The following is a 19,612-nucleotide window of genomic DNA, read 5'->3' on the forward strand; positions in this document are numbered from 1 at the left end:
TATAAAAAACGGCGCCGCGAGGCGCCGTTTTTATTTAACAAGATAAAATGAATTTTCAGCCATCTATAGATGGTAAGATTTCATGACAATGACCTTCCTCTACTCGAATTGCCACATTACAGGTATGCTACCGAAGGCCTCCATTTAATCTGCCGGTAATAAATATGGATCATGTACAGACTTGGACACTTGCTGGTTTTCTCGCTGAACTGCAACGAATCACAGAGCATATGCCTGATCGACGTTTTGTTTTCATTCTTGGTGCTGGAGCTTCCATCCAGTCTGGTGTCAAGTCTGCTCATGCATTAGCTATCGAATGGATGGAAATAATCCATCATAGAGAAATTAGTAATTATAGTAACTTTGATGAATGGCTGGATAGTAACCCATTTAAACTTACCGACTGGGATTCGAATAATATAGCTCGTTTCTATCCATATATATTTGAACATTGTTTTTCAGGTGACCATGATGCTGGTTATGCGGCTCTGGAGAAAGTGATCGAATCTGGTAAGCCGAGTTTTGGTTATGCTGTACTAGCATGGATTATGACTAACACCAGTAACAATATGGTAATCACAACTAATTTCGATAATTTAGTTGCAGACTCTCTTTATTTATATGGGCAGAAAACACCACATGTCATTGGCCATGAGTCACTCGCCAGTTACTTAAAGCCATTGGGAGGTCGTCCGATGGTAGCAAAAATTCATCGAGACCTTTTTACCGATCCTATAAATGACTCCCATGGAACTAGTGAACTTAAAGCACCATGGGTTAAAGCACTGAAAAGCGTGTTTAAATTTTACACACCAATATTTATCGGTTATGGAGGAAATGATGGTAGCCTGATGAATTTTCTTTCTGCTCTCTCACCAAATGATATTAGTGGAAGACCATTCTGGTGTTACTATGAGCCTGCGGGAAAACCTAATGGCGCAATTAATACCTTGTTAGAAAAGCATAAAGGAGTTCTTGTTCCCACTTCAGATTGGGACACACTGATGCTTTCTATAGGTAATGCATGGGGTTACCAGCATCAGAGCCAGATTGATGCTTTGGATAGACATATCCATTCTATGAAAGAAACACTGCAGCAACAAATATTGAAAACATCTCAAGATGGCAGTCCTGAAGTAAAAGAAAAACTAAAACCTATAGATAAAGATCCGCAAAATAAATCTTGGTTTGATTGGTCATTAGAAGCGCATGCCGAGGAAAACTTACAGACAAGACTAGCTATTTATCAGCAAGGTCTTCAGGAATTGCCTGACTCGCATCAACTACATAATTGGTATGCTTTTGAATTAAAAAGAAATAACTTTTATGATGAGGCTGAAAAACATTACATAAAATCTTTAGAAATTAATCCTGATTACTCCTCAGCACTTTATGGCTATGCACAGTTATTAAAATCTTTATCCAAACTAGCTGAAGCTGAAGTATATTACAAGAGGGCACTCCAAGTAGATCCTAGTGATGCCGACACCCATAACGGCTATGCTAATCTACTTAGCAGTACAGAACGCCTTTTTGAAGCAGAGGAGCATTACCAAAAAGCTCTTGAAACATCGCCAGACGTTAGCCTTTTTCATTGCAATTACGCTGATTTATTAACGAGTATGGGTCGTTTCTCCGAATCGGAAAAACATTATAAACGAGCCATAGACATCACTCCTGACGACCCATATTATCTGACTTGTTACGCTGATATGCTCAAAGATACTGGGGATATAGATGAAGCTAGGGTGATTTATAGAAAAGCTTTAAATATAAACCCAGAAGATATATTAGCACTCTATGGATATGCCGAATGCTTAAATCATTTAGGGCATAAGGATGAGGCAGAAGAATATCGAAAAAGAGCACAGTCATTGAAGAAGTCTAGTATGTAGGCTGGGTTAGGACAGCCAGCATCTTCGCGGCATCGTCGATCACTATCAGGCCCTCGGCTTCAAAACGGCGATCGATGACTTTGGCGCCGGTTACTCGGGCCTCAACCTGCTGGCCGATTTTCACCCCAACATCGTCAAGCTCGATATGCACCTGCTGCGGGGCATCGACCATGACCCGACCCGGCAAGCCATAGTGCGCCACTGTCTGGCGCTGTTTGCCGAGTTGCAGATCACCCCGCTGGCGGAGGGGATCGAGACCCGCGAAGAGATGGCCTGCCTGCGGGGGATGGGCATCAGCCTGATGCAGGGCTATCTGTTTGCCCGCCCCGGCTTCGAAACCCTGCCGGAAGTAGATTTCGCCAGCCTGTAAGCCAGTCGGTCTGCACTGCCTCCCCCTCAGCCCACTCCCACCCGAATAAGAAAACGGACACCCGAGGGTGTCCATGTGCATACCCTGTGACCTTGCGCCATGGTTACACAGTCACCCTCCCCGGTTAATGGGTCAGCTGTGGCAACAGTTGCAACAGGTGAGCCCGTATCGCCAGCGGCGTCTGGCTGACCCAGATCTCCAGCAGGCCATACGCAAGCAACGGCAGCACCAGCAGCAACAGGCAGAGCAGCCCCAGCAAACGGCTTGGTGCGAGCCGATGCACCTTGCTGCCAAGGTGCAGGGCCTCGACCCGCTTGGGGCAGGCGGCCACGCAGCTCAGGCAGCCGGTGCACTCCAGGCTGCGTACCGCGATAAGCTGGTGCACCGCAATGCGCGATGGACAGGCCCGGCTGCACTTGTCACAGCCGTGACCCTGGCTTCGCAGGCAGCGGGCCGGGTCGCGGCGAATGCGCAGCGGCGTCAGTAGCCCCAGCAGGGCGAGCCAGGCGCCATAGGGGCAAAGGTAGCGGCAGAATCCCTGACGAAAGGTCGCGGTAAGCAGCAACACCCAGCCGAGGCACAGACCCGAGATCAGGGTCAGGTTGAAGAAGAAAGCCCCCATCTTCATATCCGCCGCCTGATGGTAGGGGCTGGTGAAGTAGCCGGGCAGGGCTGCAGCCGGCACCGCCAGCAGGATGATGAAGAGCAGAAAGCCGAGCACCAGAAATTTCTGGGTGCGCAGGGCAAGATCCAGCCAGCGCGGCGGGCTCCACTCCCCCGGCAGCAACCGGTGGCGCAGGCCATGTAGCCATTCCCCCACCAGCCCGAGCGGACAGAACCAGGCACAGAACGCCCGCCCCAGCAGCAGGGCCGACAGGGAGAGTACCAGTACGGTGACGGTGGCCGCCGGATGGTGGGGATCCACCAACCCCTGCGCGAACCTGGCCCGCAGCCCGAGGCCACCGGCGATGGGCAGGAAGGCATCCACCACGTCCGGGCGCACCAGCCAGGGGCTCATCCCCTGTCCCAACTGCCAGATATGCAGGCTGTATTGCACTGTGACCAGCCCCCAGCAGAGCAGCAGCAGATGGCGAGTGCCTGCCCGCAACTGCTGACTGTCGATCGCCCCGAACACGGGCAGCGGCAGCCTCTGATGCCGGAGGGCAAGCACGGCGGTGACCGTCCCCAGTGCGAGCCAGAGCAGGCTGTCGGCCGCCAGCAACCAGACCAGCCCCAGCAGGCCGAGCGCAAGACGCCCCGGCCAGCCGGTGCGCACCTGCCACGCCAACAACACCAGATAAACCATACCGGCCACCATGGTTATCGCTTCAATCACGCTCATGCATCCCCCACTGCCTACATCCGGATCCGGCAGCAAGGATAACTAACATTTGAGTTGATTATTTTGATCTGCATGGGCCGAGGGAGGAGTTATGGCCAATGCCTCCCTCGCAGGCTCTCCCCTCTTTCAACGACACGCTGCCTCATCAGCCAGGCACTAACCGCGGGCACGGTGGAGGTGGTAGTCAACGTGATAGTCGTTGGCATTACGGAACATGATGGAGTAGTTGAGGAACTCTCCGCTCTCGCTGTATGAGAGTGAGGTGAGCCGCAGGATAGGGGCCCCCTGCTCGATATGGAGCAGCTCGGCAGTAGCCCGATCCGCCAGCACGGCACTGAAGCACTCATAGTTGCCCGCAATCGCGATGCCGCACTCCCGTTCGATGTAGTCGAATTTGGACCCTTCCAGATGGGCGACCGACAGATTGCGAAACAGTCTGACCGGCATATAGCTCTCTTCCAGCAGCAGAGCCCGACCATCCACCGAGCGGATCCGGCTGGAGTAATAGACGGGTTCATTCACCTTCACCCTCAGCTGACTGGCGATGGCCGGTGGCGCAGGCATGGTGCGAAATTCCAACACCTGGCTGGTCAAAGTGCGCCCCTGCTCGCGCATCAGTTCGGTAAACCCGCTCAGCCCTTTAGTCTCATGCTGGACATCCTTTTTTGTCACATAGGTGCCGCTGCCGTGGCGCCGCTCGACCAATCCCCACTCGATCAACATGTCTACCGCTTTGCGAATGGTCATGCGGGAGACGCCATACTGTTCTGCCAGCGCTTTTTCGCCGGGCAACACATCTCCCACCCGGCACTCGGCACCGTTTACCCTGATCCTGAGTCGATCAGCCACCGATTTATAGATCACTGCTAGACATCTCCTGTGGTCACAACGCCAACCATCTTATTCTGAATCAAGTGACTAAATTGCTTAAAAACAATAACTTAACTTTCAACTAAAGCTGCAAGAACATCACGAAACCAAGAGGTACAACAATATCGCAAAAGTTAGACATCTTTGTCTAAATAACTGCATGCGTCAGATCACATTATTCCAAGATATTTCATGAGGTCTCTTTTTATCGTTGCTAATTTGCATCTGGCAACACCGGCAAGGATTCGATTAGCTATTTCAACCAAGGGACAATATATGCTCAGTCAAATTCAACGTTTTGGCGGAGCAATGTTCACTCCTGTACTGCTTTTTCCTTTTGCAGGTATGGTAGTAGGCATTGCAATTATGCTGAAAAACCCGATGTTTGTCGGTGAATCACTGGCAAACCCACAAGGATTATTCTTCCAGATCATCCATATTATTGAAGAAGGTGGCTGGACAGTATTCAGGAATATGCCGCTTATATTTGCGATTGGCCTGCCAATCGGTCTGGCAAATAAGGCACAAGCCAGAGCCTGTCTGGCTGTATTGGTCAGTTTCATGACCTGGAACTATTTTATCAACGCCATGGGCATGACCTGGGGCAGTTATTTCGGGGTCGACTTCAGTCAGGATATAGGGGGTGAAAGTGGCCTCGCCATGGTAGCGGGGATCAAGACCCTGGATACCAGCATCATAGGGGCCATCGTCATCTCCGGCATCGTGACGGCACTGCACAACCGCCTGTTTGATCGCCAACTGCCGGTCTTTCTCGGCATCTTTCAGGGCAGCTCTTTTGTCACCATTGTCGCCTTCTTCGTGATGATCCCCTGTGCCTGGCTGACACTGCTCGGCTGGCCAAAAGTACAGATGGGCATCGCCTCCCTGCAGAATTTCATGCTGGTCTCGGGTCCGGTCGGGGTGTGGGTATACACCTTCCTCGAGCGAATTTTGATCCCGACCGGCCTGCATCACTTTATCTACGGCCCCTTCATCTTCGGCCCAGCGGCAGTAGAGGGAGGCATTCAGCTCTACTGGGCGCAGCACATGCTGGAGTTCAGCCAGAGCACTCGCCCGCTGATTGAACAGTTCCCTCAGGGTGGCTTCGCCCTGCATGGCAACTCGAAGATTTTCGGTGCCATGGGGATTGCTCTGGCCATCTATGCCACGGCAGCCAAAGAGAACAAGGCCAAGGTCGCAGGCCTGCTGATCCCGGCCACCCTGACCGCCATTCTGGTCGGTATCACCGAGCCGCTGGAGTTCACCTTCCTCTTCATCTCACCGCTGCTGTTTGCCATCCACGCCCTGCTGGCAGCCACCATGTCGACTGTGATGTACCTGTTTGGTGTGGTCGGCAACATGGGTGGAGGTCTACTCGACCAGTTCCTGCCGCAGAACTGGATACCCATGTTCCACAACCATGCGGGAATGATGTTCACCCAGATCGCTATCGGATTGGTCTTTACCGGCATCTGGTTCCTGATATTCCGCGCACTGATTATCCGGCTCAATCTTAAAACACCGGGCCGGGAAGACAGTGAAATAAAGCTTTATTCCAAGTCAGATTATCAGGCAGCCAAAAAACAGCGTGGCAGTGATAGTGCAGCACAAATTATCGAAGCGCTTGGCGGAGTCAATAATATACGCAGTCTGAATAATTGTGCCACGCGCTTAAGAATATCGCTGGTTAACAGCAAGCTAGCAGATGCAGATGAGGAGTTTATTAAATTGGGAGCCCATGGTGTCGTCCGCCATGGCGATAGTATCCAGGTAATTATCGGTCTGCATGTACCTCAGGTACGTGAAAATATGGAATCGATTATGAACAACAGTCATCAACAATCGTCTTTAGTAATGGAGTCATGATCATGAAAAAATTCTCTGTAGTCATTGCCGGTGGTGGTAGCACTTTTACTCCAGGTATCGTTCTGATGTTGCTGGAAAATCAGCATCGCTTCCCGCTCAAGGAGATCAAATTCTACGACAACGATGGTGCCCGTCAGGAGATCATCGCCGAAGCCTGCAAAATCTTGCTGAAAGAGAAGGCTCCCGAGATCGCCTTCAGCTATGGCACCGACCCCAAAGCAGCGTTTAGCGATGTAGATTTCGTCATGGCCCATATCCGGGTTGGCAAATATCCGATGCGCGAGCTGGACGAGAAGATCCCGCTGCGTCATGGTGTGGTCGGTCAGGAGACCTGCGGCCCGGGCGGTATCGCCTATGGCATGCGCTCCATCGGCGGAGTGCTGGAGCTGGTCGACTATATGGAGCAGTACTCACCCAATGCCTGGATGCTCAACTATTCCAACCCGGCCGCCATCGTCGCCGAAGCGACCCGTCGCCTGCGCCCCAATGCCAAAATCCTCAACATCTGTGATATGCCAATCGGGATCGAGGGGCGCATGGCCCAGATTGCCGGTCTCAAATCCCGCAAAGATATGCGAGTACGCTACTACGGCCTCAACCACTTTGGCTGGTGGACCCGCATCGAGGATCTGGAAGGCAACGACCTGATGCCGAAGATCAAGGAGCACGTTGCCCGCCACGGCTATGTACCCAACAGCGCCAGCCATGCCGAAGCCAGCTGGAACGATACCTTCGCCAAGGCCAGGGATGTGTGGGCGCTCGACCCGGATACCCTGCCCAACACCTATCTGAAGTACTACCTCTACCCGGACTATGTGGTTGCCCACTCCAACCCGGAACACACTCGCGCCAACGAGGTGATGGAGCACCGCGAGAAGCAGGTCTTTACCGCTTGCACCGAGATCGTCAAGGCAGGCAACTCAGCAGCGGGCGAGCTGGAGATCGATGAACACGCCTCCTATATCGTTGACCTGGCAACCGCCATCGCCTTCAACACTCAGGAGCGGATGCTGCTGATCGTTCCCAATCGCGGCGCCATCCCCAACTTTGACCCGGAGGCCATGGTCGAGATCCCCTGCCTGGTCGGCAGCAGCGGGCCAGAGCCGCTGCAGGTGGGCTGCATTCCGCTGTTCCAGCAGGGCATGATGGGCCAGCAGGTCGCGGTTGAGAAACTGGTGGTCGAAGCCTGGGTCGAGCACTCTTACCAGAAGCTGTGGCAAGCCATCACGCTCTCCAAAACAGTACCTAGCGCCTCGGTGGCCAAGTCCATTCTCGATGACTTGATTGAGGCCAACAAAGCCTACTGGCCGGAACTGAAGTAAACTGACTATAAACAAAAACCCCCTCGTGACAGAGGGGGTTTTTCGTTTTGGCAACGGGGCGAATTAACGCAGCGGCTTGACCGAGCGACGGACGATCAGCTCTGGCTGTACCGTCATCGACTCCACTTCCAGCTCCTTGTTGCGGATCCGGCTGACCAGATGCTTCACCGCCAGCTGGCCCAGTTCGGCCTTCGGATGGCGGATGGTGGTCAGCGGCGGGCTGGAGAAGCGCGCCATCTCCACATCGTCGTAGCCGATGATGGAGATATCATCCGGCACCTTGACTCCGGCTTCCCAGGCAGCGCAAATCGCGCCGATCGCCATGGGATCGTCGAAGGCAAAGACCGCGGTCGGACGAGGCTGCAGGGCCAGGATGCGCTGCATGGCATCGAAGCCGCTCTGGCTCTCGTAGTCCCCTTCAAAGACCTGTTCATCTTTAAGGGTCAGACCGTGCTCGCCCAGCGCATCACGTACCCCATCCAGTCGCTGCTGGGTGGTCGGCTTGGAGAGCTGGCCAGTGATGCAGACGATGTCGCGGTGCCCCAGCTCCAGCAGATGGCGTACGGCCATGCGGGCGCCGATGCGGGCGTTGTCGTTGATGACGTTGGCGAAATCGCACTCCGTGCCCCAATCCAGTACCACCTGCGGCACGTTCTTGTGGATGCGCAGCATGTCGCGCAACGGAGTGTCGATATCGGTCCCCAATACCAGCAGACCATCCACCCGTTTTTCCATCAGCATTCTCAGGTAATGCTGTTGGCGAGGCGGCTGGTTTTCGGTGTTGCAGAGGATCAGGCTGTAGCCCTGTTCGAAGCAGTACGCTTCAACCCCTTGCACCACTTCCGCGAAGAAGGGGTTTACGCTGGTGGTGACCAGCATGCCAATGGTCTTGGTCGAATTTATCTTAAGACTGCGCGCTACCGAGTTGGGCGCGTAGTTGAGTTCTGCCACCGCCTCAATCACTTTCTGGGTCGCGTCTTCGCTGACCCGCCGAGTGTGGTTGAGCACATGTGAGACGGTGGAGATGGATACGCCTGCGCGCGAGGCGACATCCTTGATAGTGGCCATCTCTGTCTCCTGACTGTCAAAGGCGGAACATTAGCAGATTTCCCGAATAAAGGCTTGGTTTTAACGGGCTCTGCCACGGAATTGTCAATGCCGGCTAATTTAGGCGCTCATTTCTGTTTGCGCAAACGATTAATGGTCAAAATGGGAGCACCATCAGAGTAAAATATCACCAGACTAATCCTCTGTGCTTCATCATAATCACCTCTGGTTACCAAGATGTTAAGGCGAAGAATTGATACTAAATTCCAATTAAACACAAATAACAGGTCATTTATTTCAAAATAAGCCCACCCCACCCCCTCTGGTTAGTATCTTTAACAGCTTGTTATTGCCCCGTGAGGAATGATAGAACCATACCTATAGCCGGATGCACGGGATGTCGATCCGGAATGGCACTCGTAAATGAAACAATCCACTGATTAAGGGACGAATCAATGCATAAGTTGAGCAAAATTACAGTAAGCGCAGCGGTTTCTTTGGCTCTGTTTGGATCGATCTCCATCGCACACGCGGCAGACACCATCAAGATAGGTATCGCAGGCCCGCTCACCGGCCCGGTTGCCCAGTACGGGGACATGCAGTTCACCGGCGGCAAGATGGCGGTCGAGCAGATCAACAAGGCTGGCGGCATCAACGGCAAGCAGATCGAAGCCGTCATCTATGACGATGCCTGTGATCCCAAGCAGGCGGTAGCCATCGCCAACAAGGTGGTGAATGATGGCGTCAAGTTCGTGGTCGGCCACCTCTGCTCCGACAATACCCTGCCCGCCTCCGACATCTATGAAGACGAGGGGATCCTGATGGTCACCCCCGCCTCCACCAACCCCAAGATAACCGAGCGCGGTTACCAGCTGACTCTGCGCACCATAGGTCTGGATAGCGATCAGGGCCCGACTGCCGCCAAGTACATCATCGAGCAGGTCAAACCCCAGCGCGTCGCCGTTATCCACGACAAGAAGCAGTACGGTGAAGGGATCGCCTCCAGCGTCAAAGCAGCACTGGACAAGGCTGGCGTGAAGGTGGTGGCCTATGAAGGGATCACCGCCGGTGACAAGGACTTCTCCGCCCTGATCGCCAAGCTGCAGAAAGAGAACGTCGATTTCGTCTACTACGGCGGCTATCACCCTGAGCTGGGCCTGATCCTGCGTCAGGCTGGCGAGAAGGGGCTGAAAGCCAAGTTCATGGGCCCGGAAGGGGTCGGTAACAAGGATATCTCCGCCATCGGCGGCCCGGCTTCCGAAGGCCTGCTGGTGACCCTGCCGAACAAATACGATCTGGTGCCTGCCAACGCCCCGCTGGTGGCGGCGTTCAAGGCCAAGGGTCAGGACTCCTCCGGCCCGTTCGTCTGGACCACCTATGCCGCGGTGCAGAGCCTGGCTGCCGGTATCGCCAAGGCGGGTGAAGATGACCCGGCCGCCGTTGCCGCCGCCATCAAGGCCGCACCGATCGATACCGTGATGGGCCCCCTGACCTGGGCACCTAACGGTGACCTGAAAGGCTTCGAATTTGGTGTGTTCCAGTGGCACGCTGACGGTACTTCCAGCCAAGTCAAATAATCTGCCGATCGGGGGTGAGTACGCTCACCCCCTCCTCTCTTTGCGGGCAAGTACAGGGAACGCAGTATGTCCGAACACCTCCTTTATCTCGTTCAGCAACTGCTGAACGGATTAACCATAGGCAGCACCTATGCGTTGATCGCCATTGGCTACACCATGGTCTATGGCATCATCGGCATGATCAACTTCGCCCACGGCGAGGTTTACATGATCGGCTCCTATGTCGCTTTCATGGTGATGGCGGGGCTCATGATGATGGGCATCGACAGCACCTTTCTACTGCTGGGGGGCGCCTTCCTGGTCAGTATCATCATCACCGGCACCTATGGCTGGAGCATCGAGCGAGTCGCCTACCGGCCACTGCGCGGTGGCAACCGGCTGATCCCCCTCATCTCCGCCATCGGCATGTCGATCTTCTTGCAGAACATGATGCGGATGGCACAGGGCTCGCGGGATATCGCCATGCCCAGCCTGATCTCCGGCGGCTGGACCCTAGGGGGTGAGGATGGCTTTCAGGCCAGCCTCTCCTATATGCAGCTGATCATCTTCGTGGTGACTTTCATCACCATGCTGGCGCTGACCCAGTTCATCGGCCGCTCCCGCATGGGCCGCGCCTGCCGCGCCTGTTCGGAAGATATCAAGATGGCCAACCTGCTGGGCATCGACACCCACGTGGTCATCTCCATCACCTTCGTGCTGGGGGCCGCGCTGGCCGCCGTCGCCGGGGTGCTGCTCGGCATGTATTACGGCGTCATCAATCCCTACCTCGGCTTTATGGCCGGTCTGAAGGCCTTCACTGCCGCAGTATTGGGCGGTATCGGCAGCATTCCGGGCGCCGTACTGGGCGGCCTGCTGCTGGGGGTGGTTGAAGCGCTCACCGCCGGTTATCTCAGCACCGAGTACAAAGATGTGATGGCGTTTGCCCTGCTCATTTTTGTGCTGCTCTTTATGCCGACCGGCATTCTGGGTCGTCCGGAAGTGGAGAAAGTGTGATGAAACATCAATTTATCCACGCCTGTATCGCCAGCCTGGTGCTGCTGGTGCTCTCTTTCTGGCTGCTCGGCTTCAAGCTGGAGACCGATGGCTCCAGCCTGCAGGTAGTGAGCCGCCTCGATGTGTCGCTGGCCTGGCTACTGGGGGGCGCCACCCTCGTTTTCTGGTTCCAGATGCTGCGCGGCCAGATCGCCAAGCTGTTTCAGGCCTCCATCAGCGGCTTCTCGGTCGGCTTCACCAAGCTGGTGCTGCCGAGCCCGGAAGAGGCGCCCAAGCTCTATAACCTCACTGCCGTGCTGGTGCTGCTGTTCGCGGTGAGCTGGCCCTTTATGGCTTCTCGCGGCGCCATCGATCTCGCCACCCTCACCCTGATTTACATCATGCTGGGGCTGGGGCTGAACGTGGTGGTCGGCCTCGCCGGTCTGCTCGATCTCGGCTATGTCGGCTTCTACGCGGTCGGTGCCTACAGCTATGCCCTGCTCAACACCTACTTCGGACTGAGCTTCTGGGAGTGCCTGCCCATCGCCGGGCTGATGGCCGCGACCTTCGGCTTCCTGCTCGGTTTCCCGGTGCTGCGGCTCCGGGGGGACTATCTGGCCATCGTCACCCTGGGTTTTGGCGAGATCATCCGCATCCTGCTCAACAACATGACTACCCTGACCGGCGGCCCGAACGGGATCTCCGGCATCCCCAAGCCGACGCTGGGGGGGTTGGAGTTCAACCGCACCGTCAAGGATGGGGGCTTTGATACCTTCCACAACTTCTTCGGCATTACCTACAACGCCAACCACAAGGTGATCTTCCTCTACCTGATGGCGCTGGTGCTGGTGGTGGTGACCCTGTTCGTCATCAACCGCCTGCTGCGCATGCCGCTGGGCCGCGCCTGGGAAGCGCTGCGGGAAGACGAGATCGCCTGCAAATCGCTGGGGCTCAACCCCACCATCATCAAGCTGACCGCCTTCACCATAGGCGCCACCTTCGCGGGCTTTGCCGGCAGCTTCTTTGCCTCGCGGCAGGGCTTTATCAGCCCGGAATCCTTCGTCTTTATCGAGTCGGCCATAGTGCTGGCGATTGTAGTGCTGGGCGGCATGGGCTCGCAGATCGGGGTGGTGCTGGCCGCCATCGTGATGACGGTGCTGCCGGAGCTGGCCCGCGAATTCAACGAGTACCGCATGCTGATGTTCGGCCTCTTGATGGTGTTCATGATGATCTGGCGGCCACAGGGATTGCTGCCGATGACCCGTCCGCATCTGGAGTTGAAGAAATGAGTACTCATCAGAAGTTAATGGAAGTCTCTGATCTGTCGATGCGCTATGTGGCTGAACAGCTGGTAGTGACTCACTCCACCTTGAAACGGGAGCTGAGAAAATGAGTACTAATCAAAAGTTATTGGAAGTCTCTGATCTGTCGATGCGCTTTGGCGGCCTGCTGGCCGTCAACGGGGTAAAACTGGATATCGACAAGGGCGAGGTGATCTCCATCATCGGCCCCAACGGTGCGGGCAAGACCACCATCTTCAACTGCCTGACCGGCTTCTACTGTCCGAGCGGCGGCACCATCCGCTACAAGGGTGAGGAGATCCAGGGGTTGCCCGGCCACCTCATCGCCCGCAAGGGGATTGTGCGTACCTTCCAGCACGTGCGGCTGTTCAAGGAGATGACGGCGGTGGAGAACCTGCTGGTTGCCCAGCACCAGCACCTCAACACCAGTTTTATCGCCGGTCTGTTCAAGACCCCGGCCTTCCGCCGGGCGGAGCAGGAGGGGCTGGAGCGGGCCGCCTTCTGGCTGGATAAAGTGGGCCTCAAGGATCTTGCCAACCGCGCCGCCGGTAATCTGGCCTACGGTCAGCAGCGCCGACTCGAGATCGCCCGCTGCATGGCGACCCGTCCCGAGCTGCTGATGCTGGATGAACCGGCTGCCGGCCTCAACCCGAAGGAGACCGACGAACTGGACGAGCTCATCATGAGCCTGCGGGACGAGTTCGGGGTCTCGGTGCTGCTGATCGAACACGATATGAAGCTGGTGATGGGTATCTCCAACCGCATCTTCGTGGTCAGTCAGGGCACCCCGCTGGCCCACGGCAAGCCGGATGAGATCCGCAACAACCCGGCAGTGATCAAGGCCTATCTGGGCGAATCGTAGGACCCAAGGAGTCACGATGTTAGAACTTCGCAACGTATCGACCCACTACGGCAAAATTCAGGCGCTGCACGATGTCAGCGTCGAGGTGAAAGAGGGTGAAATCGTCACCCTGATCGGCGCCAACGGCGCGGGCAAGACCACCCTGCTGATGACCCTCTGCGGTGAGCCCAAGCCCAGCAGCGGCTCAATCTGGTTTGAGGGGGAACAGATCAGCTCCCTCACCACCGCCCGCATTATGCGCAAGGATATCGCCGTGGTGCCGGAGGGGCGCCGCATCTTCGCCCGCCTGACGGTGGAGGAGAACCTGCTGATGGGCGCCTTCTTCGTCGACAAGGCCGAGCAGCATGGCCTGCTGGATCAGGTGTTCACCCTGTTCCCGCGCCTGCACGAACGCTTGCAACAACGGGCGGGCACCATGTCCGGCGGCGAGCAGCAGATGCTGGCCATCGGCCGTGCCCTGATGAGCAAACCACGCCTGCTGCTGCTGGATGAACCCTCGCTGGGGCTGGCCCCCATCGTCATCCAGCAGATCTTCGACACCATTGAGCAGTTGCGCCAGAAGGGGATGACCATCTTTCTGGTGGAGCAGAACGCCAACCAGGCGCTCAAGCTGGCCGACCGCGGTTATGTGCTGGAGAACGGCCACGTGGTGCTGCAAGACACGGGCGCCGCCCTGCTGGCCAACCCGGCCGTGCGGCAGGCCTATCTGGGCGGTTAACCCACTGAGCCGCATGCCATATCAACAAGGGAGCCGCTGGCTCCCTTATCTTTTGTGGGGTTAGTTTGCGCCCAAGCTTGCGGTACACTGGCCCGTAATCAACATATTCGCAGGACATCCCGATGGACCAGTTTGCCCATATCAATGCCCATGATGCCCACCAGAAACTGAGCGCGGGTGAAGCCCGTCTGGTGGATATTCGCGACCCGCAATCCTTTGAAGCGGCCCACGCGGTCGGCGCCTTCCACCTCACCAACGGCACCCTGGTGCGCTTTATGAACGAAGTGGATTTCGATACCCCGGTCATCGTGATGTGCTATCACGGCAACAGCAGTCAGGGGGCCGCCCAATACCTGCTGCAACAGGGTTATGACGAGGTCTACAGTCTGGATGGCGGTTTCGAGGCGTGGCGCCGGGAGTTTCCCATCGAGGCTGGCGAGGCATGATCCAGCTGCTAGTGCTCGACAACGCCCGCATGGCACAAGCGCTGGTGGACTATCTGGCGACCCTGGGCATCTCCTGCGAGCTGACCCAGTCCGAGCTGGGGGTCACCATCTGGTTGGCGGACGAGCTACGCCTTGCCCAAGCCCAGCTGGAGGTGAAACGCTTCCTCGCCGAGCCGAACCACCCTCGCTATATGGAAGCCTCCTGGCAGTCCGGCCGGGCCGATGCCCGCATCGACTACAGCAAGGGGATGACGGATCCCGTCACCGATTTCCTCCATCAGGCGGGGCCACTGACGCTAGTAGTGATCATCGCCTGTCTCGCCGTCTACGGGATCGATGCCATCGGCCTGCCCATCTACGACGAACTGGCCTTCCACCCGACGCTGGCCCAGTTCACCGACTGGCAGGCGTGGCGCTACTTTACCCCGGCCTTCATCCACTTCTCGGTGCTCCATCTGGTGTTCAACTTGCTCTGGTGGTGGTACCTCGGTGGTCAGATCGAGCAACGTCTTGGCAGCGGCAAGCTGCTGATCCTGCTGCTGGTGGGCGCCGCCCTGCCCAACATCGCCGAGTTCTTCGCCAGCGGCCCGCTGTTTGGCGGCCTCTCCGGCGTGGTCTATGCCCTGCTCGGCTACTGCTGGCTGCGCAGCAAGCTGCAACCCGCCTGTGGCCTGACCCTGCCACCGGCGCTGATGGGCTTTATGCTGTTCTGGATGGTGCTCGGCTTCTTCGACATGCTCGGAACCAGCACCGCCAACATCGCCCACCTGACCGGTCTGCTGGTCGGCCTGCTGCAAGGCTGGCTGGATCGCAACCACCAGCCGACCTGATTATTCAGCAGTTTCAGAAACGAGAACGCCGCCCCGAAGGGCGGCGTTTGCTTATGGTCTGCGCAGTTACTGCTTGAGCAGGGTGTCGTCAGTCACCTTGACCGCCGCACCGCCACTCATAAAGAAGCTGGCGAACTGGGTCTGGCTCTCGGAGGTGACCGCGCCAGTCGGATCAAAGTTCTCGTCAGGGGCCAGCAGCGAGCTATGGCCCCCTTTCAGGAAGCGCGCAGCATGGTGACCCGCCGGGAGCACGCCGGAACCCTTCAGCTCTTGCAAACCCAGTACCCGGAACAGCGGCTCGGTGCCACCCAGCGGCGCAGAGGCGATGCTGTTGGGGATCACCTGATCCGGCAAGCTGAGCGCCCCATCACCAACAATTTCGGTGGCGAACAGCGGGAAGCTCTTGGCGACGCCACTGCCCAGATTGATCGGGTCGGCAGAGTCCAGCACTGACTGGGCGGCAAAGGTATAGCTCTGCAAGGTGCTCGCAGCCCCCGCCTGAGTAGCCGCATCCAGACTGGGCAGGAACTCGTTCACGAAACAGGTCGGCACCGCCGTCTGGCAACCGGGAGCATAAGCCTCAAACCCGGCCTTCAACTCAGGACTGCCCGAGGTGAGCACGCTCATCTTGATGGTCGGCCCGAAGCTCGGCGAGTTGAGCAGCAGCGGGGCGATGCCGCCACCCGGCATCGCCAGACCGCCGGTATCGAACTTGAACAGGGCATCAGCCTGAGCACTGCCGGTGGTCTGGTTGGCTACAGCCAGCAGATTGGCCCCGGTAATGGCACCGAGTGAGTGACCGAGGAAATGCACCTTCAGACCAGCACCACCCAATTGGCCACCCAGCCCCTTGGCATTGGCCAGACCGACAGCCAGGCGAAGGCCAAGCAGATCGGCCACGCTCTGTTTCAGGTTGTCCCGCGCCACCGTCAGATAACCCAAATTCAGATAGGGAGTCGGGTTCTCGGAGGTGGTGACGGTATCCATGCTGCCGCTCAGGGCATAGCCACGCTCACCGTGCAGCGGGTGATCGATCACCACCACAGCAACCACCTTGTTCACTGATGGGTCTAACCCGGCACCTATCTGGCTCAGCGCCAGCGCATAGGCGTTTTCCTTGATGGAGGTGACCCCGTGCTGATAGATGATCACATCGGTGACAGTGCTGAGGTCAGTGGTGGGGGCAAAGATCCGCAGCGGTACAGATTGTACTTCGGTCAGGGTCGGCAGCGGGTTGAAACGACCGATATTGCGCTCGGCATCCAGCGGCTTGCCACCCGAGGTGAGGGTCACCCCGATCAGCTTGCTCGCCTCCCTCAGCAGATCGGCCTGACGGCTCGGATCGGCGATCAGCTCACCCAGCAGTACTGGGTCCACACCCGCCCCGACCAGCCCACCGATCACCTCGGTATCACCCGCTTTCAACGCATTGGCGATGGTATAGAGGCTGGGAATGGCGCCATACCAGGATTGGGTCTTGGCCTTGTCCCAGGAGCCGGCTATCGCTGGAGTAGAGAGGAAGTAAGGGAGCTTGACGGCACCGGTATACACCTTGGTCACCGCCGCGATGCCGTTCAATGTGGCATTGGCAGCGACAGCGGCAGCAATCGCATCCCGATCATCTTGAGGCAAGAATGGCTCGTTCGCCAGCTGGGTCAGGAAGGATACCCCGCCATTGAGCGCATCAATCGTATAGGTCCCCGGCAGGCTGGTGTTGCCTTTGGCGTCCTGCTTCCACAACGATGCGGCATCCAGGGTCGGGCTCTGCAACACGGTGGCCGCACCTCCCTTCACAGCCAGCAGCACATCGGCGCCAGATTGGGTGGCAAACCAATCGGAGAAAATCACCCGATCGCCGGTAATCCCGGTAGCGGCCTTGAACAACGCTTCCTGCAGCGCAATCAGGCTGCTGATGGTCTGCTCCTGCGCGGTTGCACCAGCCGTCGATTTGAAGTTGCTGTAATCACCGCCGGCCTTGAGCGGCGTACCACGACTGTCCTTGAGGGAGTCGGTCGCCACGATCATGTAGTAGGAAGAGGGATTGAGCGGCTTGAGCGGAACCAGATTGAGTTTGCCGCCACCATCACTCACCACAAAGTCAGTGCCATAGGTCAGAGTCTTATTGTTCTTCACTCCAACGGGTCGCTGAGTCACCGGATCCAGTACCAGCTCCAGCAGGTAGAGGGGCGCAACGGCAGAGACATACTCGCTGGCCGCCGGGGCCGGCACAGAGACACCGGTCACGGTCGCCGGTACCAGCTGGACGGGTTGGGTGGTTGACCAGCCATCAAGGGTGGAGAGGGCCGATACCGGGTTCGACAGATCAGCAGTTTCTGTCGAAAACTTCAGGGTACCATCGCTGGCGCGGGGGGCCAGCACACTCGGGCGAAGTCCATTGGCTCCACTCAGGGCATAGTCCAGGGAGCTGGTAGTATCTCCCTTGTTGTCATCTCCACCACATCCGCTCAGCAGAGCGCTGACAACAGCTGCATAAATTAGCTTCTTCTTCATTTTTTATTCTCTTTTTATAGGGTTGTTATCCATCACCAGCCAACGAGGCCATCACGACCGCGACTGCAAGACGTTAACATAAAACCAACAACCAACGAGACTCATGTTGGTCATCTTCTGCTCAGGTTTGTGGCGAGAATCAAGGTTTTACGTCAACAAAGGGGCGCAAGGGTAACAACAGTGAGCGATTAACCAGACCCGACCAGCCAGCGGGCACCATCACGACTAAAAAGCCGCCGCGATCTCGGCAAAGTGAGGGAATTGTCGGTAGAATGTCCGCCAACGCTTAAGGAGGACATCATGATCGACCCGAAGAAACTGGAAGAGATCGCCAAGCAGGTGCACAACTCCCTGCCACCCGGCATTCGCAGCATGGGTGAAGAGGCCGAGAAGAAGATGCGTCAGGTACTGCAAGCGCAGCTGGGCAAGCTGGATCTGGTCAGCCGTGAAGAGTTCGACGTGCAGACCAAGGTGCTGCTGCGTACCCGGGAAAAACTGGCCGCCCTCGAAAGCAAGCTGGCTCAGCTCGAGCAGCAGCTCGGCGCCAAAGGCGAATAACGAAAACCCCAGCTCAGCTGGGGTTTTTGCTTTGTATTGAACCTGTAAAAAGCATCACACCTGAAGCAGATACCAGGCCCGCTTGCCGCGCGCCTTGGCCTCGTACATGGCCCGGTCGGCCACCTCCAATGCCTGTCGGAAGCTCAATGGTTGCTCCTCCCACAGGGCGATGCCGATACTCAGCCCCACCCGCTGCGGGCAACCGGGTTTGGGCACGTAACCATGCATCCGGCAGATCAGGGCATCGGCCAGATGAGCCAGAGCATGGTTTGATACATCACGATGCAGATAAACCACAAACTCGTCACCGCCGTAACGGCCGCACAGGGCAGAGCCCGGCATAATGAGACGCAACCACTCCGCCATCTGCTGCAGTACCTGATCACCACAAGCGTGGCCCAACTGGTCATTGATCCCCTTGAAGTCATCCAGATCGATAAAGAGCAGTGCCCCCGTCCCTTGTGGCGGCTGTAGAGCGAACGCCTTGCCAAATCCCTGCCGGTTGAGCAGGCCGGTGAGCGCATCGCAGTTGGCACGCTCTGCCAGCCGCTGCTCATAAGCCTTGCGCTGGGTGATATCGATATGGGAGCCCATGATCCGCAATGGCCTGCCCTCATCATCCCACTCCACTACGCGACCACGATCCCACAGCCAGGTGATCTCCCCGGCCGGGCTGATGGTGCGGTATTCAGCTTCGTAGAAGGGCGTTTTCCTCTCAAGGTGGGCAAAGTAGCTGCCCATGGCATGGGCGCGATCATCGGGATGGAGCTTGGCGCTCCACTGATCGAAATGAGGGGCCATATCGCCAGCCTGAAAGTTCTGCAGATTGAAGACCCGCAGTTCGCCGGTGGGAATGGTGCCCTGCCAGAGACAGATGCCGGTGCCATCGAGGGCGGCATTGAGCTTCTCCTGCAACAGGCCGTTTTCATGCTGCAAAGCGGCGATCTCTGCCTGCAAACGGGCAAACGCATCACCACCGGAGGAGGGTTCCGGCATGGCGGCCAGCTCAGTCGCGCAGGGTGCCTCCCGATCATACCCGGGTTGCCCCCTTGCCTCTTTGCTTAACACTGCGCCTCCTTGTGCTTGCTCTATGGATACTCTTGTCAATCCAAACAAAGATGCCAC

The 19,612-nt window shown here is 57.0% G+C and carries 16 protein-coding genes and 1 pseudogene; 12 read left to right on the top strand and 5 right to left on the bottom strand.

The features are described from left to right. Nucleotides 1-164: 164 nt before the first annotated feature. The gene (locus G5182_RS17260; protein ID WP_201954506.1) at nucleotides 165-1,895 is read left to right on the top strand and encodes a tetratricopeptide repeat protein; all 1,731 of its coding nucleotides are present in this window, start codon (nucleotides 165-167) and stop codon (nucleotides 1,893-1,895) included. A 28-nt stretch (nucleotides 1,896-1,923) separates the two neighbouring features. Next, nucleotides 1,924-2,265, top strand: a pseudogene (locus G5182_RS17265) (EAL domain-containing protein); the annotation flags it as partial. A gap of 124 nt (nucleotides 2,266-2,389) precedes the next feature. Here the strand turns inward: G5182_RS17265 and G5182_RS17270 are convergent. Together G5182_RS17270 and G5182_RS17275 are read right to left on the bottom strand one after the other, a co-directional pair. Further along, a complete protein-coding gene (locus tag G5182_RS17270) occupies nucleotides 2,390-3,607 on the bottom strand; it encodes a 4Fe-4S binding protein (protein WP_421254573.1) in 1,218 nt (405 codons plus the stop codon). A gap of 156 nt (nucleotides 3,608-3,763) precedes the next feature. Next, on the bottom strand, nucleotides 3,764-4,471 hold the full coding sequence (locus G5182_RS17275) for a GntR family transcriptional regulator (RefSeq protein ID WP_227341655.1): 708 nt from the start codon (nucleotides 4,469-4,471) through the stop codon (nucleotides 3,764-3,766). A 282-nt stretch (nucleotides 4,472-4,753) separates the two neighbouring features. On the opposite strand from G5182_RS17275, the gene G5182_RS17280 reads away from it, so the two are divergent. Together G5182_RS17280 and G5182_RS17285 are read left to right on the top strand one after the other, a co-directional pair. Continuing rightward, entirely contained in the window at nucleotides 4,754-6,343 is a 1,590-nt protein-coding gene (locus G5182_RS17280) for an alpha-glucoside-specific PTS transporter subunit IIBC (protein WP_421254576.1), read from the top strand. Beyond that, nucleotides 6,340-7,665 carry a 6-phospho-alpha-glucosidase gene (locus G5182_RS17285; RefSeq protein ID WP_421254574.1) on the top strand — a complete coding sequence of 442 codons (1,326 nt, stop codon included), beginning with the start codon at nucleotides 6,340-6,342 and terminating at the stop codon, nucleotides 7,663-7,665. The genes G5182_RS17280 and G5182_RS17285 overlap by 4 nt, the downstream gene beginning before the upstream one ends. 63 nt (nucleotides 7,666-7,728) lie before the next feature. Here G5182_RS17285 and G5182_RS17290 read toward each other — a convergent pair whose 3' ends face one another. Next, the gene (locus G5182_RS17290) at nucleotides 7,729-8,733 is read right to left on the bottom strand and encodes a substrate-binding domain-containing protein (protein WP_005355925.1); all 1,005 of its coding nucleotides are present in this window, start codon (nucleotides 8,731-8,733) and stop codon (nucleotides 7,729-7,731) included. 434 nt (nucleotides 8,734-9,167) lie between these two features. On the opposite strand from G5182_RS17290, the gene G5182_RS17295 reads away from it, so the two are divergent. The 7 genes from G5182_RS17295 to glpG all read left to right on the top strand — a co-directional run bounded on the left by G5182_RS17295 (nucleotide 9,168) and on the right by glpG (nucleotide 15,418). After that, nucleotides 9,168-10,289 (top strand): branched-chain amino acid ABC transporter substrate-binding protein, encoded by a 1,122-nt coding sequence (locus G5182_RS17295; RefSeq protein ID WP_005342436.1) that lies wholly within the window; start codon nucleotides 9,168-9,170, stop codon nucleotides 10,287-10,289. Nucleotides 10,290-10,355: 66 nt separating this feature from the next. Further along, nucleotides 10,356-11,282 (top strand): high-affinity branched-chain amino acid ABC transporter permease LivH, encoded by a 927-nt coding sequence (livH, locus tag G5182_RS17300; protein ID WP_005339439.1) that lies wholly within the window; start codon nucleotides 10,356-10,358, stop codon nucleotides 11,280-11,282. Beyond that, entirely contained in the window at nucleotides 11,282-12,550 is a 1,269-nt protein-coding gene (locus G5182_RS17305) for a high-affinity branched-chain amino acid ABC transporter permease LivM (protein ID WP_005355922.1), read from the top strand. The genes livH and G5182_RS17305 overlap by 1 nt, the downstream gene beginning before the upstream one ends. Before the next feature lie 100 nt (nucleotides 12,551-12,650). Then, nucleotides 12,651-13,424 carry a high-affinity branched-chain amino acid ABC transporter ATP-binding protein LivG gene (livG, locus tag G5182_RS17310; protein ID WP_216952428.1) on the top strand — a complete coding sequence of 258 codons (774 nt, stop codon included), beginning with the start codon at nucleotides 12,651-12,653 and terminating at the stop codon, nucleotides 13,422-13,424. Nucleotides 13,425-13,440: 16 nt separating this feature from the next. Beyond that, nucleotides 13,441-14,142: an ABC transporter ATP-binding protein gene (locus G5182_RS17315; protein WP_005342433.1), complete on the top strand. Its 702-nt coding sequence runs from the start codon at nucleotides 13,441-13,443 to the stop codon at nucleotides 14,140-14,142. A gap of 122 nt (nucleotides 14,143-14,264) precedes the next feature. After that, nucleotides 14,265-14,588: a thiosulfate sulfurtransferase GlpE gene (gene glpE / locus G5182_RS17320; protein WP_005355913.1), complete on the top strand. Its 324-nt coding sequence runs from the start codon at nucleotides 14,265-14,267 to the stop codon at nucleotides 14,586-14,588. Beyond that, nucleotides 14,585-15,418, top strand: coding sequence for a rhomboid family intramembrane serine protease GlpG (glpG, locus tag G5182_RS17325; protein WP_227341658.1), 834 nt, complete (start codon nucleotides 14,585-14,587; stop codon nucleotides 15,416-15,418). Before glpE ends, glpG begins: the two co-directional genes overlap by 4 nt. A gap of 66 nt (nucleotides 15,419-15,484) precedes the next feature. Here glpG and G5182_RS17330 read toward each other — a convergent pair whose 3' ends face one another. Then, nucleotides 15,485-17,929 (bottom strand): VolA/Pla-1 family phospholipase, encoded by a 2,445-nt coding sequence (locus G5182_RS17330; RefSeq protein ID WP_227341659.1) that lies wholly within the window; start codon nucleotides 17,927-17,929, stop codon nucleotides 15,485-15,487. A 300-nt stretch (nucleotides 17,930-18,229) separates the two neighbouring features. Between G5182_RS17330 and ubiK the strand changes: the two genes are divergently transcribed. Beyond that, the gene (ubiK, locus tag G5182_RS17335) at nucleotides 18,230-18,487 is read left to right on the top strand and encodes a ubiquinone biosynthesis accessory factor UbiK (protein WP_005339429.1); all 258 of its coding nucleotides are present in this window, start codon (nucleotides 18,230-18,232) and stop codon (nucleotides 18,485-18,487) included. A 54-nt stretch (nucleotides 18,488-18,541) separates the two neighbouring features. Here the strand turns inward: ubiK and G5182_RS17340 are convergent, their stop codons facing one another. After that, nucleotides 18,542-19,555: a sensor domain-containing diguanylate cyclase gene (locus G5182_RS17340; RefSeq protein ID WP_227341660.1), complete on the bottom strand. Its 1,014-nt coding sequence runs from the start codon at nucleotides 19,553-19,555 to the stop codon at nucleotides 18,542-18,544. Nucleotides 19,556-19,612 lie beyond the last annotated feature (57 nt).

Source organism: Aeromonas sp. 600948, from assembly GCF_049174875.1.
Classification (GTDB): Bacteria; Pseudomonadota; Gammaproteobacteria; order Enterobacterales; family Aeromonadaceae; genus Aeromonas; species Aeromonas veronii_A.